General features: G+C 65.6%; 4 protein-coding genes. All 4 read right to left on the bottom strand.

All coding sequences use genetic code 11. From position 1 onward, the window contains the following. Positions 1-177: 177 nt before the first annotated feature. Genes ACQR13_RS26135 through ACQR13_RS26150 form a run of 4 tightly spaced genes read right to left on the bottom strand, consistent with a single transcriptional unit; the run spans position 178 to position 16,529 of the window. Positions 178-10,719, bottom strand: coding sequence for a LysM peptidoglycan-binding domain-containing protein (locus tag ACQR13_RS26135; protein WP_434863384.1), 10,542 nt, complete (start codon positions 10,717-10,719; stop codon positions 178-180). A 14-nt stretch (positions 10,720-10,733) separates the two neighbouring features. Then, complete coding sequence (locus tag ACQR13_RS26140; protein WP_316165040.1) at positions 10,734-12,149, bottom strand: hypothetical protein; 1,416 nt, start codon at positions 12,147-12,149, stop codon at positions 10,734-10,736. Then, positions 12,146-15,769: a hypothetical protein gene (locus ACQR13_RS26145; protein ID WP_434863385.1), complete on the bottom strand. Its 3,624-nt coding sequence runs from the start codon at positions 15,767-15,769 to the stop codon at positions 12,146-12,148. The genes ACQR13_RS26140 and ACQR13_RS26145 overlap by 4 nt, the downstream gene beginning before the upstream one ends. 7 nt (positions 15,770-15,776) lie before the next feature. Beyond that, complete coding sequence (locus ACQR13_RS26150; RefSeq protein ID WP_315717680.1) at positions 15,777-16,529, bottom strand: hypothetical protein; 753 nt, start codon at positions 16,527-16,529, stop codon at positions 15,777-15,779. Positions 16,530-16,710: the final 181 nt, after the last annotated feature.

A 16,710-nucleotide genomic window follows, 5' to 3' on the forward strand; every position in this document is an offset into this window, starting at 1 on the left:
TCCGATATCATAGCGCCACGGCGAAACAGTAGTGCCCATCTTCATTGACCGTGGCGCGCCAGAGCCATCAACCAACCCACCTCCTGCCCCTTGAGCCAGTACGTTCTGACGCTGCGGGCGGCATGTCGAGAGCATCTCCCACGACCGCCGCAGTTTCGATGCCGGGACCGGCGGCCTTCAGGCGCTCGTGACCTCGTGAGTGAGCCGGCCGACCTGGATCAACGGCTGCGTCGCATCGCCGACGCCACCGAAGACCTTCAGCTCGATCTCGACGCGGGGCCGGCCCGACGTCGTTGGCTTCGTCGTCGCCCGCCACGTATCGATCATCTGCGCGAACGGGGCCACGAAGGGCGGCTTCACGCCCGGATCGACCGCTGACGGGGTCGGCGTCAGCAGGTTGATCGGCAGCCGTACGCGCGGGATCGACGGCTGGCCGGCCACGATCTCATAGCTGTACATGCCCTGCATCGCGACCTCGTCGCTGGTGCCGCCATTGCCGCCGGCATAGAGCCCCGCGAAGAACGTCGTCAGGCGCGCATCGAGGTCACCGGTCGCCCCCGACATCGCGTCGAGCGAGAACGCCGTGTAGTTCAGCTGCGGAACCACCGTGGACGCAAACCGCACCTCCGGCGTCTGGAACAGGAACGCCGGGTTGGTGCTGGTGGTCTTGAGATCTGCCAGCGGGAACAGCGCGAGATTGCGCTGCACGAACACCGACGCCCAGCCGCTCTGGTATAGCAGCACATCGAGCGGAGCGATCGAAACGGTTCGGGCCGGCAACCCACGTGCCTCCTCTTCGCCAAGATAAACCGTCTTGCCGTCGACCTGACGCGCATAGACGTAGGCGATCTGCACGCCGACGGGCAGCTCTGCCGGAGGCACGGCCTGGGGCGTATAGAGCTCGGGTGCAATCGCGATCGCAGGCGCCGGAAGCGTGGTGGTGCCGTTCGAGATCGTGTTGGCCGCCGCATTCCAGCTCGCCGCCGTTCCATCGATGGTGATGTTGACGAGATTGGTGCGCGCGTGCCCGTCGCTGGTGCTGTCGAGCGTCGACAGAAACTTCACGATCACATGCGCGGGCGCCGTCGCGAGCTTGGCGGCTCCAACCGTCTCCCGCACATAGGCATCCGCGATCTGCCTGGTCTCCAGCGCAAAGGCGGCGGTCGCCTTGCGCGCGGCGGCCAGTTTTGCCGGATCCGGCTCAGCGCCATCGATGCCGACCAGATACTGGTTGAGGTCGCGCAGGATCGCCGGATAGTTGGTGACGAATTGAGCGAGCGCGGTGAACAGGTCGGGCTCGCCGCTCAACCTGGCCGAGCCGCGCAGCGTCGGCTCGGTCGGCCGGTTGAACTCCATCGTGCAGGACACTGCGTCGGCTGCCGCCTGCTGATAGAGGTAGTCGAACGAATAACCCCAGGCATTCAGCTTCGATGGATCGGTCGTGCCCTCGCCGGTGAGCTGCCGCGCCTGCTGCGCGGAGACCGTCGGCGGCGTCGGCAGATCGCGGTTGACCACGGGAATGTTGGTGACCTGCGTCCCCAGCGGATAGCTGAACGGCCCGTTGACGAAGGCGAGCCATCGCGAATCGACATAGCCGTCGATTCCGGGGACGGTACGCCGCTCGAATTCGAGATGAGTGAGCGAGAGCGTGAGCTCGAGCGGCACATAGGCCTGGTCGACGACGTTCTTGGTGGCGAACACGAAGGCCAGCCGCGGATCGTACCAGGTCTTGCTGGCGGGATCGTAGACTTCGCCGAGCGGGACGCGCGTCGGCGTCAGCGTGAAATTCTGATTGTCCGCGGCGCCCTTGATGCTGCCGCCCGGCTGACCGTAGAGGTTCGGCGGACCGGCCGGGTTGCTATCGCCTCCGCCGGTCACCTCGGTCACTCCGAAAACGACGGCCGCACCGGCCCGATAGGCTGCGCCAAGCTGATTGAGCAGCTGCTGGCGCAGCTTCTCGCTGGCGGCGAATCCGGTTGGAGGATCGCCCGCGCTGGTCGACAGCACCGGTAGCGTCTTCAGGCTGATCGTATCGGCCAGCGATTCCTTGGTCGACAGCACGCTTCCCAGCGAACCGTCCTTGAGCGGATCGGTCACCCCGTCGATCCGGTCGAGGATGAACGCGTGCGGCGCGTAGTCGGCCGACAGGAACTGATCGATGGCATCCAGCGCGCTCTGGAACCACTGGTTCAGATCGACACCGTCGAGATGCAGCGTGTCGGTGTCGCCGCTGTCATAGCGCGTGATCGTCGCATCGCCGCTGGCAAGCGCCTTGGCGATCGGCTTCGGCGCGAAATAGCTCGGTGACGTGCCCAGCTTGAAATGGATGCCCTGCCCGGCCGCCTTGCCGAAGCGGACGGCCCAGAGCTGCTGAGCGCCGTCGGCCGCATCCTCACCGTCGCGGGACAGGCCCTGCCCGACCTTGAGATACCAGTCGGCGGTGACGAAGACCGTTTCGACGATCTTGCTGAACTCCGTGTAGGATACATTGCCGTCGCCGTCGGCACGCGGCAGGATCGCCGCGGCCACGCCGGTGCCGCCCTGCAACGCCGCCACCGCCGGGTCGACCAGCAGCGGATTGCGGCTGAGTGTGAGCGTGACATCGAGCTCGAGGATGTTGCCGGCGGCGATCGCATTGACGTCGACCGGAAGCGACAAGGTCACAGCCGGGGCTGCGGGCGCCTGGCCGCGCGTCACGAGCTTCAGATACAGCACGCACGCGCGCACATAGCCGCGAATGATGTCCGCCTGCGCATCGCCAAGATCCACATCGGGCTTTGCCATCAGCGAATTCGACAGCCGCATCGCCACCGCGTTACCGGAGACACCCGGCACGGGGACGGCGACATCGGCGGAATAATCCTGATGCAGCTGATAGTAGATTCGGGTGTAGAGCGAGAGATCGTCGGCGGCCCGCGCCGCTCCGTCCGGTCCGGCATAGGCGGCGGCGTTGAGGGATAATGCGAGCTTGAACGCGGCACCGCCCGCCGCGTCATAGCTGTAGCTGGCATTGGTATTGATCCAGGACCCCAGCCCGATCAGCTCATCGCGGTACAGCATCGACACCGCAGCCCCGTTGAGCGCGCCGCGGTACCCTTGCGGCGGCGCCTCGAACGGTGTCACCGTGGTGTTGCCGAAGATATCGCGCCATTGCAGCGCGACCTGCGCCATGGTGCCGACGCCGAGATAGGGATTGGCCGCCTTCGGCGGCAGATCCGGATCAGACGGGTCCGGCGCGGCGTTGACCAGCGCGAACTGCGCCCCAATGCCGATGGACTGGCGATAGTCGAGATCGGCGATCGCGACCTGCGCCAGGCGGTCGCCGCGCGTCCGCGCCGAGCGCGCATGGCTCTCGAACGCGCTGGACTCATCGTCGTCATGGTCTTGGGGACCGAACGGCATGCCCAGCGGAGTAGCCTTGTAGAAGACGTTGCCCGCGAGTCCCGCGGCCAGCGAGGTGTAGAGCTGATACATCGTCTTCTTGGCAAAGTCCGGCGCCGCTGGATCGTCCGGCGGCAGGCCGAGATTGTCGCGCGTCAACGAGAACCCGATGTTCTGCGGTGGCAACTGGTCGCGCAGGGAGAACAGCTGCGGATCGAGATCGAGCACGGCATTGACCGGGAACAGCCCGGGCGCTGCGCTGGCGCCACGGGCGATCAGGTCGACATCCAACCCGTAATAGGAGGCCATGCTGGCAAAGCTCATCCCGGGCGCGGCCGAGGAACTGACCTGATAGGCCAGCGGCGGGATGTAGAACACGGCGGCCAGCGCAACAGCGACTTGTGGATTGAATGTGGCGATGTCCTGGCCGGTGATCGGATGGACTGCACCGGCTGAGAACAGTCTGGCGAGCTTGTCGAGCGTGGCCTGCGCGTCGATGGCCGCCCCGGTGCCGCGAACCAGATCCGCGTCGGTCAGTTGGCGCACCGCGCCCACGATCGGCACCAGCGCGCCCGCGGCGAGCGGCTTGGTCGCGTTGACCTCGGCGATCCGCCCGGGCCCGGGGCCGTAGATCGCCGCGAGCGCATCGAGCGATGCTCCCGCCGCAACCGGTGCCGTCTGGGCGGTCGAGGCGAGCGACACCGTCTGTACCAGATCGCTCTGCGGATCGACAGCGTCGGTCGTCACGAAGGCGTTGACGAAGTCGGGAAGCGTGGTGCCGAAGGACTCGCTGCCCTGCGCCGCGAACGTCACGACCATTGTCACGATGCCAGAGCCGGAGGAATCGAAGACGGCCGCCGGCAGGCCTTCCTCGCTTTCGACGTTCTCGTAGTAGAGATAGTAGCCGCCGCTGCGGACCGTGCTGAGCTCCCACATCAGGCGGATGAACTGCGCCGGCGAATTGGCAATGCCGCGCGGCGGAGCGTCCTCGGCGCTCAGCATCAGGCGCAGCGCCGCCGCAGGATTGGTCTCGGTCGACAGGTTGGTCTGGGTGATAAAGGCGAGGAAGTCGGCGTCCGCAGGCGTCACCAGCATCGGCGCGCCGGGTCCGGACTGGTTGTAGAGCAGGAAGACGGCGGAGGCGATGCCTTCGCCCAGCGCATCCATGGCGGTCAGGATGCGCTGCAGCCGCACCGCGTCCTCCGAGCTGGGTCCGACGAGCTCATAGACGAACGGCAGCGACGGCGCCGATGCCGGACCGCTCGGCAGATCGCCTGCGCCGGTGCCCTGAGCAGCCAGCGCCGTTGTGTCCGGCAGACGCTTGATCTCAATATCGAGCCGCGTGCACCAGGCCCAGCGCCCCAGGTCCGCATAGTCGGTGCGTCCGGTCGCGGGATTGCTGCGCCCGGTCTGCGGCTGGAACTTCGGCAGCAGCGCGAAGGTCGAGCGGAGATCCGGCATGACCGCGCGGATCGACTGCTCCCGCGTGGCGACCAGATTGGTCTGCGCCGGCGGCAGGCTCCATAGCGTCGGCTGCACCTGCGCGCCGGCATCGGCCGCCGCGGCCACGCCGCTGCGGTTCGTCAGAGCCAACAGGCTCGCGACGGATCCGCTCGACCAGCGCGCGTAGCCGCTGGCGGTAAACGGCCGCGGCTGACGCTCGGCGAGCGGCAGCGCCGCAAACGTCGGGCTCGGGACGAAATTGCCCGGCGCCCTGGCCCAGCTGACGACGACGTTCAGCGCGGCATAGGCCTGACTCAGATCGACGTCCATGCTGAGGTCGGTGGTGTCGTTCAGCAAGATGAAATCGAGCGGGACGCCGTGGCTCTGAGTCTCGCGTGCGAAGCCGACCTTGTAGCTCGTCGCAGAACTGGGCGTCGGGAATTGCTGGCCGGTGAGCTGATAGACGCCGTAGCCCGATTGCGTCCTCGGATAGAGGAACGCAGGCGACAGGGTCAGTCCATCCCGGACCGGCAGCCGCAACCCATAGACCAGGAAGCGCGAAACCATGCCGGCGGTCTGCCCGACCTGGCCCGTGGCCGCGATGGCCGACCACAACGCGCCGACCGACAGGGCCTGAAGACTGCCGACCGTGAGCAGGCCGCGCTCCGCCTGCACCGAGAACAGGCCGGCGACGCCGCGATTGGCGTCCGCCACTGCAACCGCAGTGGTCTGGAACAGGCTCGCGACCGTCGACAAGGTATCGGATGACGGGCCGGAGGTCCCTGCGGTCCTGTAGGCGATCGGCCAGATCGCGAGCGGCAAGGTCGGCTGCAGCAGGCCGGCGACGCCGTAGAGCACGCTCTGTGCAGCGAGCGCGTCGATCGAGATCGCGCCGAGCTGCAGCGCGATGTCGTCGAAGCTGTCGCCCTGCCGCGTCACACAGATCTGCTCCTGGCCGTGGCTGTTGGTGAGCAGCAGGACGACGCCGCCCTGCAGCATGTGACGGGCCCGGTTGGCCACGATCAGGCGGTCCGGCGTCGTGATCCAGCGCGGCGGCAACGCCGCATCGGAATAGCGGCCGGCGATGCCTTGCAGGGTGTCCCCGCTCTGCACCACATATTCGAGGCCGTCGATATGCAGCGACAGCCCGGCCCCCAAGGCATGGTCGACATTGGGCTGTACGATATCCGCAATCGTCAAGGCATTGCCGGCGATCCCGTTGAGCTCATCGAGAATGGCACCGATGCTGCTCGTCGGCGTCAGCGGATAGGCATAGCTCTGCAGCGCGTCGGCCGCGGCCTGGAGCAGTTGGCGCGCGATCAGCGTGAAGGTATCGACGAAAACCAGGGCCGCCATCGACTCCGCCGAGCTCGTATCGGTCTCCGCGGCAAGCCGGCGCGTTTCCTTGTTCTGGGCCTCGATGTTCGCGGCGACCTGCGCGAATATCTTGCTGACCGCGGTCGCGTAGCCGGGCGTGGCCGTGGTGTAGGTCTCGAACGCAATCGGCGCGGTCTCGCCACCGGACATGCCGGGGACCTGCAGCTTCAATCCGTCGAACACCGGAAACAGCACCGAACCGGCATCGAGCTTGGTCTTCAGCCCCGACGATTGCGCCGTCGCCGGATTGAAGATGTCGAGCGTGAAACCGTCGGCCAGGAACTGCAGCAGGCCCTTGATCGACAGGAACGGATCGGCCGTGTCGGCGAGACGCGCGACATAGGCCTCGAGCTGGGTGAGCGTCACCGACATGGCCAGCGTCTCGGCGAGCTCGGCCGCATCCCCGCTCTCGTTTCCCAGTGCGTCGATGATCCAGGGGAAGTAGACCTCGGCCAGCACGTCGAAGGACGTCTTGGTGGCGGACGGCGCGCTCGCCGCGGCATCCGGCGCGTCCATTGCGAGCAGGAGCACGAATGCCCCCTGGTTCGAGGCTGCGTCTGTGGCTGCCTCCGGAGCAAGCACGGTGTACTGCGCGCCCGCCATCAGCGACAGCTTCGGCTTGTTGCCATCTGCGGCGGCAAGGCCCATCCGGCGGGCGCTAGCGGGCCCGAGCCGCTTCGGTCGCGGCTTCAAGCTGCGCGCCAGCCGCATGGCCGCGTCCGGTCCGCGCGCGTGAGCCCGCTGCATCAGCAGCGCGTCGGCGCGTGCCCCCTGAACCTCCCATGGCGCCGTGCTGGTCTGTCCGATCACGAAGGTCGCAGAGACCTGGGCCGAGAACGACAGGCTGATGGAGATCGAGAACAGGCCGAGATTGATCTTGACCTTGAGGCTGATCGTCACGCTCGCGTTGGCGACCACCGGAATCTCGCGATAGCTCTCATAGGTGAGCTGGATCGACAGCACGATCTTGACATTGACCGAGGCTGAAATGATCGCGAAGTCGACGCTGCCATACAGCAGGCCGATGATGCCGACCGTTCCCGACAGCTTGAAATAATAGTCGCTCTGCAGCGCGCCGCTGCTGGCGCGCGATGCCAGCGTGCGCGCGGGGTCATATGGATGCCACGGCGCCACGACGCCTTCGACGATGCCGAAGACGGTGAGCGCAAAGCCCGCCTTCAGAGGCCCCTTCTCGAAATTGTAGCCCAGGCCGAGCTGCAGCCCTATGCCGAACTCGATGACGGGATCGAAAGTGCCGAGGTTGGTCTTCGGGATCTTGGTCGAGGTCGCGTTAGACAGTTTGCCGATGTAGAAGCCGCCCGCGCCCAGCACCGGCACGCCGTACACGATCACCGAGATCGAGAAGGAGCGGCGGAAATCGAGATTGTACGGGAAGCCGATGTCGATGAAGAAATCGCCGTTGGTGTAGACCTTGATCCCGAGCTGCGGCAGCGTGATCGACACCGCACCGAAATTGAGGTTGCGGATGATGTCCGGGAAGGTGAAGTCGATCTGGTAGACGCCGATGTCGTCGGTGATCTTCTTGTAGAGGATGTCGACGACGAGGTTGGCGAGCCCGCCCATCTTCTCGCCGGCGAGTGCCAGCCGCAGGCCGTAGAGATTCGGGTCATTGAACACCAGCATGGCATCGATCGACCAGGCGCCGGCCACCTTCATCAGGCCGAGATGCCCGGCAATGAGCCAGTTGTTGGACTGGTCGTAATAGGGCAGTCCGGGCGTCCCGCCGTCGTCCGCATTGGGATCGACCGGATTCATCTTGCCCGTCGTGCTGGGGACAGACTGCAGTGCGCAGATCACTTCCTTGGTACTGTTGAAGCTGGAATGGCCGGTGATGCCGATGCGCTGCCCAAGCACCAGCAGGAACAGCTTGAACCATTCCTCGCCCCGGCCGGGCACCGACGGCAGGTTCTGCACGTCCTGCCCCTTGGCGGGATCGAGCAGATTCTTGAATGCCGGATCATCGGCGACGAGCGGGCTCGAGCCCTCGATGGCGAGCGTCACCTTGCCGTCGGTGCCGCGACGGAAGGTCAGCGCGGTGATGCTGATGAAGCCGAGATTGATCGGGCTCGACAGCTCGTAGCTGGCCGACAGGCGCTGCGAGAAGCTCTCGCCGCTCTTGAGCGAGACGTTGACACGCAGCGCATCGAGCGAGATCTGGTTGAGCAGGTCCCATGGCGAATCCAGCGTGAAGTAAGGATTGCCGAGCGTACGCACCAGCGCCTGCACCAGCGAGCCGATGCTCCAGCCCTTGAGGCTGAACGTGACCAGCTCCTTGCCGCTCTCCCAATCCGCTCGAAAACCCTCCCACTCGACGAACAGAATGTTGTTGGAGCCCGCCTCCGTCGTCCTGAACTCATAGCCCATCGTGAGCTTGAGGTTGATCGCCGAGTAGATCCAGGTGCCTTGCGCGAAGCCGGAGAACTGCTGCTGGGCCGGCTTCTGGCCGTCATAGCTGACGCCGAGCCGCGCCGGATCGATGCCGACGGTCTGATCGCCGAAGGCGAACGTCCAGCTGAAGCCGACGGTGATGTCGTAGCTCGTCTTCAGCTCGCCCTGCTCGGCCGGAATGGTCGCGGTGATCGCGAATTCGGAGATGATGAGGTCGCCGGGCAGGAAGCTCGGGAAACCGTAGGCGCTGCCGGGCGAAAAGAACTGGTTGATCAGGTCCGAGACCTCGAGCGGTTCCTCCAGCGAGGCGGCGAGGTCCCACCGCTTCGGCGTTTCGAACCCGTCATAGGTCACGCTGACCTTGGTGTGCAACGGGCCGACATCGAGGAAGCCTCCGACGCTCGACTTCCATTGCGTCTGCGAGGCGGTTTGCAGCGCGCCCCCTCGCGAGGTCCGGAGCATCGGCAGCGGCGCCGCCCGCAGCAGCGTCGTCGCATTGCCCCCGTCTGGCGTCTGCGTCGGAGTCTGCGCCGCGATCGAGACCGTCCCCTCTCGCACGGCAAGGATCGGCTGGTTGTTGATCTTGAGCAGATTGAGCGTGAGGCTGAAGCCGGCGTCGAACTGAAAGCTCTGCGCGCCGTAGTCGACCGCGACCGCGATGTCGCCAAGTTCGAAATCGCCGACATTCTCGACGTCGAGCACGACGGCACCGCCGGACAGTGCCGTCAGGAAGTCGCTCAGCTTCGCGGTCCCGGCGAAGGATGCGAAGAACTGCTTCGCGGAGGTGAACTGGACGGTGAACACGCCGTCGCCCTCGCCGTCGGGCCCCTTGAAGACGCTCGGCGCCAGTACGAATTCGGTCGTGAAGTCGTAGGTCTGTTGCCGCTTGGTGCCGTCGAACGGATAGGCCATCGACCATTGCAGCGCGAAGCTCGTGATCTTGAAGTCGAGCACCCCGGTCGGCGGCAGGATTTGCCAGCTCGTATCCTTCGAGCTGCCGATCTCGATCGAGACCGCCGTGATCGTCGGCGAGCGGCCGAGCGTGCCGGCGATCGAGAAGCCGTTGAGACCGACAAAGGCGAGGAACTGCTGCAGCACATCGGGAGTCGCGGCGAGATAGCCGCCATTGCCGCCCATCACCTCGATCACCGTGGCCGGCGTCAGCGGCGCGCCGCCTTCGACGACGGCAAGTGCCACCGAATAGTTGGCATCGGCGCCGGGTGTGATCTCGACGTCGAGCTGATAGGAGCCGGTGCTGCCGACGTCGAACTGCGAGGAGATCGCGAGCGTCGGCGCCTGATCTCCGGCATCCGGATCGGCGGGATCGGCCAGCACCAGCACGCCGTCGACCTCATCGGCGCCATCGGGCGCGGGAATGGTCAGAGCGAGGCTCGGATCCCTGACCGTGAACTGCGACGCGAGCTTGAACGTGCCGTCCTGGATCGCGGCCCGCAGCTGCCCCGGCGGGAACAGCACGGTCTCGCCGTTGAAGATGTCCATGTTGAGCGCGCCGCTCAGCAGCAGATCGCCGGTCGGCGCGGTGAGGCCTGGAAACAGCAGCAGGAACGGCTTGGCGACATCCGGCAGAGCGACCTTGGCAACGAAATTCTGCACCGCGCCGCCGCTCACGGCACGCCCTGCGGAGTCACCATACGGGTAGGTGCCGGTCGCCGTCGAGAACACGAAGCTGACGTTCTTCAGGGTGCCGAACTGATTGAACGGGAAGCCGCCCATGAAGGCGAAGCTGCTGGTCCAGGTCCAGTTCGACGGCGTCGCCTCGGCCTGCACGATCAGTTGGTCGCCGTCCACGGTGAACACAAGCGTGGCCTTCGCGGCCAGCGGGGTCGCGGCGCCGATGAACGGGATCGTCGCCGACTGCACCGTGAACGCCGTCCCTTCGACGGGCCCGACATCGGATTTTGCCACCGTCACCTTGAAGTCGGCCGCGGCCTTGAGGAAGAAGGCCTGGCTCAGCCAGGCGTCGTAGTCGGCGGGGACCTTCACGGCGGGATCGGCGAGGCCCGCCGTCAGGAAGGCGGCATCGAGCGCGAAGGCGGTGTCGCCGGCGGCGGCTTCGACAGCGGCGCGGAGATTGTCGATAGCGCTCATCAGCCGGCGCTCCCTCAGATGTCGGCAGAGATGCCGAAGTGATCGCTGGTGTTGCGAACGCGTCCGTAGTTGCTCCAGCCGGTCAGATTTCCGGCACCGCCGATCCCCGGATAGTTCGCCGCCGTCGGTGCGCCCGGCCACCCCATCGGCGGCGCGGTGAACTGGTTGGCCAAAGCGATCGCACCGGGGGGAGGATTGTCCGGCGGCGCCATGACCCCGTTCATCGGCGTGCCGGTCACCGTGTTCATGATCGTGGTCTGATAGTTGTGCATGCCGTTGTGCGGCCAGACCAGGACGTTGTCGATCGAGTAGAACGGCGCGGCGACGAAGTTCGAGCCGACATAGCCGTAGCCGGGATAGAAGCTCTGTCCCGGCCCGCCGCCGTTGGACCAGAGGAACTTGGACGCCGCCGTCTTGTCCTTGCCGCGGATATGGGTGGAGAAATAACCCTTGTACTGGTCGAGATTGACAGGAACGCCCACCGCCGTCGGACTGACGAGCAGCGTGTAGGCACCGGGACCGCCGGTGAGCGGATTATAGAGGCCCGAGGCGGTACCATTGACGGCGAACAGGTTGACGTTGAAATCGCCGCCGATCACCCGCGTCTCGTTTACGCCCAGAGCGCCGACGACGTCGTTGATCGTCGACAGCGTGGTGATGTAGTTCGCCGCCGCCGGATTGTTCGGCGGGGAATGGATGCCGAAGATGGTGAGGTCTCGCTGCACGACGCCGAGATTATCGGCCTCGGTGAACGTCGCCATGAACGGCTCGCGCAGTCCGGCAAAGGCAACAGGAGCGCCGAGCGTGGTCGTGAAGGCGATCCGCGCCGCGACGACGTCCTCGTTGAGGCCGCCATTGTGCTGGGCACCCGCAGGGATCTGGCGCACCCCGCCCAGGCCCGGAGGCACCAGCATTCCATTGACGTTGACGGCACCGAGGGGCACCACCATGCCATTGTACGGCGTGGCGACGCCGCCGCCCGGCGGCACCGACACGCCGCCATGCCCGCCGGTCCAGATGTTGGGCCCGGTGAAGTAGCGGTTGAGGGTGCCAGCGGTGTTGGTGCGGCGATAGAGAATGCCAACCGTCTCTGAGCGCCCACCGACCCCGGTGTAGAGCGGCGGCACGGCGTTCCATCCGCCCGCCACCATCGTGGCGGGGTTGTTGAGCCCGAACTGCACCATGGCGAGCGCATTGATGCCGCCGGTCTGGCTCGCCAGAGCGTTGGGCGCATTGTCGCCCGAGCTCACCTCGATGATGACGATGATGTCCGGCTGCACGGCCGCCAGCACGGCATTGATCACCGCGCGGCGCTGGATCGCGCTCTGCATGTCGTTGAGACCGCCATGCCCGCGTTGCCGCTTGATCGAGGCCGAAAAGATCTTGTTGATCGAGAATTTCTCGATATTCCAGAACAGGATCCGCGTCATGATGACGGCTCCTGAAGCTCGGGCTTGCGTGCGGCGAATGCGAGCGACTGCTCGCAGCCCGGATTGTCGTCGGCGACATAGGCGGCGTACCAGCCGAGGCTGCCGGTGTTGTCGGGATCGCCGAACAGGAAGAACTGGATGTTGGCGGACGGCGGCAGCTTGGCGATGCCGAATATCTTGATGGCGATATCGTCGATCCGCAGGCAGTAGAACCACTTCGGACCGTCATCCGACAGCTTGCGTCCCGATGCGGTCGGCACCGGCTGGCGCAGGATCGAGATCGCCCCGACCGCAACCTTGATGACGCCCTGGATGCTGAACAGGCTGGCGCCGGGCGCCGCGCCCGGCAGGCTCATGCCGATGAAGACCGCATGCTGCGCATCCGATCCGGTGGTGACCGGCGACCATGCCGCGAGCAGCTGCGACTGGAAGCCGACGCCAGAGGCGAGCGCCCCCGGACCGCCGAGTGTGATGTCGTAGACGACGCCGAACCAGGGCCCCTCGAGTTCGGTGAGGTTGAGCTGCGACGTCACCGGCAGGAAGCCGAGATCGGACGGCTTCTGATCACCGGTCGCGTTGACGAAGCTCTTCAGTTGCAGCGCGAAGCCGCGGAACAGGCTGGTGTCGCGCATCGTCGAGCCGTTGAGATTCCAGGCCAGGTTGCCGGTCGCGACCCCAAACCTTTTGGCTCCGGGCGTCGCCTGCGGATAGGTCATGCCGATGACGAGGCCGGAGAAGGCGAGCCCGACCCCGAGCGCTTCCTCGGGCGTATCCGGCGGACTGCCGAACGACAGCAGGTCGAGCGTCTCTCCGATGGTGCTCTGAAGCGCCGTGAAATCGAGCTGCCCCCAGACGAGGAAGTTGCTCGCCACCGTGGCGCCCTGGTCCTGGATGCCAATCGTGTTGAACTGCACCCGGTCGAAGGCCACGGCCGGCAGCACGTTCGACGGGCTGGTCAGCACGTTGGTCGTGTTCTGCTCGAAGACATAGGCGCCGCGGCCGCCCTGATCGACATAGCTGCCCTTGAGCACGATTCCCGTGAAGGGCTGCGGCTTGCCGCGCGAGTACAGCCGCGACACCGGCGCGCCGAACAGCGCCGCGACCGAGAGCTGGACGTGGCTGTCGAACCGCGTCAGCCTGGCGTTCTCGAACAACGACTGCAGCTGCAGCACGGTGAAATCGAACTCGCCGCTCATCTGCACCGCCACCGGCACGTCAGGCGCAACGCCGTTGGAGATGTTCATCGCATAGCGCGGATCTTCGTAGTCGATCAGCCCGAACAGGCTCGAATTGCCCTGGGGCATCGTGATCCGACCGCTCCGGCCGTCGACCGTGACGCGGCTGACGGTGAAGCCGAAATGATGGGCGTTGAAGCGGGTGAAGTCGATGCCGGCGGCAAGCCCCGCAATCTCCGGCGGCATGTCGCGCTGGCCGAGGTCGGCCGCGAGCACGATGACGCCGGTCCAGTTCGGGTCCTGGGCGATGCGCGCGAAATTCTCGTAGAATGGGCCGGACGCTCCCTTCGAGCGTGCGATGGCGTCCGCGATGTAGTCCTGTAGCCATTGCGACAGGCCGGTGTAGGACAGCGCAGCGGTCACCGGCGGTGTGCCGGGCAACAAAGAGAACTGCTCCGCGGACGTCCAGCGATTGGCATTCGTGACCCGCTCCAGCAACGAGCCAGAGCAGAACTTCATGATCATCACGTTGCGGTAGGCGGTGGCCGAGGCGCCGGCGCCGACCGCCGCGGTCATGGTCCAGCCCGCAATATTGACGGTGTTGGCGAACTGGGCGCCTGTGCCGAACGGCTCCGGATTGACGGCGACCAGAAAGAGCTGGTTGGTCTGCAAGGCGTCCTGCATCGCCTGGGAGGGAGCGGATAGCGCGAATGGCAGGGTGTTGCCGTCGCGGTCGATCGACTGCGCCATGCTGACCTTCAGATAGGCCCCCGTCGTCGGATCTCGCTCGATGATGAAGCCCTGCGGCGTCGTCCCATCGGTGCTCGGGCCGTCCGGCAGCGTGCCGCGCAACGCGTGAGCCCGCGCCGCCTGCACGCGCGCCGACCACGTCTTGCTGCCATAGCTCGAGATCAGCGACTTGCGGGTTGCGGCCACGATCTGGCTCTCGAACTGGACGAGCGTCGCGCCATCGAGGCCGCTACTCGCAGCAGCTCCATAAGGCGCCAGCGGGAACGTCTTGTCGCTGCCCTGGGCGAGCGGCATGAACGGCGGCGCGGATTGGAGTATCTCCGCATTCGCGGCGCCGGCCGCGGCCGCACCGTAGATCGCGCTGCCCTCGGGCTCGGCCAGATAGTCGACGGTCCCGCTACCGGCGACGATGGTCACCCAGGAGGTCTGGTGGTCGTCGGTCAGGCGCGGCGCAACGGCACCGCTCGCGGGACGGTTGAGATCCGCCGTCTCGAATGGGAACACCGGCGCGTAGCCGGGCTTCGAGGGAACGGCGTTGAGACGATCGTTCTGCGCTGCGGGCTGGCTGGCGTCGTACGCCTTGAAGCTGAGCGCCTCCGATCCGAATAGTCCACCCATCAGCTTCGCAAGCTGCCCCGCCGAACTGCCATCGGCGCCGAGCGCATAGTGGCCGGCCAGGCTGAGATAGGTCGTGCCAGTGTCGACCGCGGCCGTCTTCGCGGCGCTGGTCGCAAAGGCGAAGCCCCCTGCTCCGAGCGCCGGCGCCGTATCCGTGCTGCTAGCCCCGAGCGGCGTCAGTTGCACGACACGCCCGCCGGTCGTGCGGAATTCGCTCGTCAGCGCAGGCGCCCCCTTGATGGCGAACCCCGAACGCAGATACCCCTGCTCGAGCTGCTCTCGGCCGATCACGCGGTTGGCCGGATCGCCGAGGTCGAAGGCACCTGCGATCGAAAGCTGCGACGGCAACGCCGCCACCGTCATGGCTGCATATTGCGCAGCTTGCAGCGACGTCGTCGCGCTGTTGTTGATGACGTAGCGGATGCCCTGCTCCAAGCCCTGGCTGACGAACGCCTGCTTCGAATCGAGCAGCCCATCGAAGGTTACGCAACCGGTGTTGGCGCCGCCGAACGGCACATAGGCGTAGATGCGATTGTTGGAGGTCGGCGCAAGCCGAATGCCGAGCGGGTTGTCGCCCTTGCCCGAAAAGCCGATGAACGGAGGTGAACTCAGCGCCGAGCCCGACAGGCGCAGCGCCCCACCCTCGATATCGATCCGGCTCTGGTCGAGGATGTAGAATTTGGCGTTGCTGGCAAACCACAGGTTCAGGTTGCCCGAGACCTGGTAGACCGGCGGCAGATTGATGAAGGAGACGCCATAGCGCTCGAAGTCGCCGAACGCGACCGGGTTGGCCGACGCGAGCCAGACGACAGCACGATTGCGCGTCGCCTTGCTGATATAGGCCCGGACACGCCCGGCGAACCCGCCGGGATCCCGATCGAGATCGGCGGGCCGCTGTGTCGCAAACAGATAACTGCCACCGTACTTCTTCAGCGAGTCGTCGTAATTGATGAACGGTGGCAGAGACGAGCCCGTGCCGAGAAGGTAGCCGGCCCAGCCAACCGAGCCGGCAACCCTGGTCTCGTAAATCGCAGAGGAGCCGACCTGCTCGAACTGCGCTGACGCAGACGCGTCCATGCTCGTATCACCCGATCGGGAAAATGCCGAGCAAGGTGCCCGCCAGTGAATAGAGGGCGCGATCGTCGATGATGTCGCCCTTGATGATGGTCACCGTATATTGCGCCGAGCCCAGCGCAGCATATTGCACCGTGATGCCCGCCTTCCACGTCGTCGCGCCGATCGTGATATCAGCGGCGAGGACCGCAGTGATCTGGGACTGCGAGACGATCGGCGTCCAGACCGGAATTCGTCCCTGGTACTGGAATGAGACGTAGGTCGTGTTGTTGGTGTCGCCGCTCGGCGTCGTCACCACGTTGCTGTTCGGGCTGGTCGGGGTGTTCACCGTCGGCAGCGCCGTGAAGGCCGCGCGCGGATATTCCTCGGTCCGTGCGGTCGCGGATGGCGCTGCCTTGACATCCAAACCGATCGGGAAGATGCCGAGCGTCACGCCCTGGAGCAAGTAGAGCCCACGATCGTCCACGATCTCGCCCGAGATGATGGTCACGGTGTACTGGGTCGATCCCAGCGCAGCATACTGGATCGTAATGCCCTTGCGCCAAGTCGTTGCGCCGATCGTGATGTCAGCCGCCAAAACGACCTGAGGTTGTGCCTGCGAGACCACCGGCGTCCAGACCGGAATGCGCCCCTGATACTCGAACACGAGCTGCGTCGTGTTGTTTTGATCGCCCGTCGGCGTCGCGACGACCTCCGTGTTGGGGCTTGTGGGAGTGGTAACGACAGCAGGAGCCGAAAAACGAACGCCTTCATGATGAGCCATGGCTATCTCCTTTTATAAAACACAGATCAAAACCCGCAGTACGCAACTGCCGGCACGGCTGAAACGAATGGAAAATCGAATAAGCTACCAATGATTGAAATCTATCAGAGGTTGTGGCGTGTAACAGGGTTCGCGACGGTGGTCAATCGGGCCAGATCACAGTCTTCCCCCAACGCCCGGT

Origin of the sequence: Bradyrhizobium sp. HKCCYLRH3059, from assembly GCF_051168035.1 — a bacterium.
Lineage (GTDB): Bacteria > Pseudomonadota > Alphaproteobacteria > Rhizobiales > Xanthobacteraceae > Bradyrhizobium.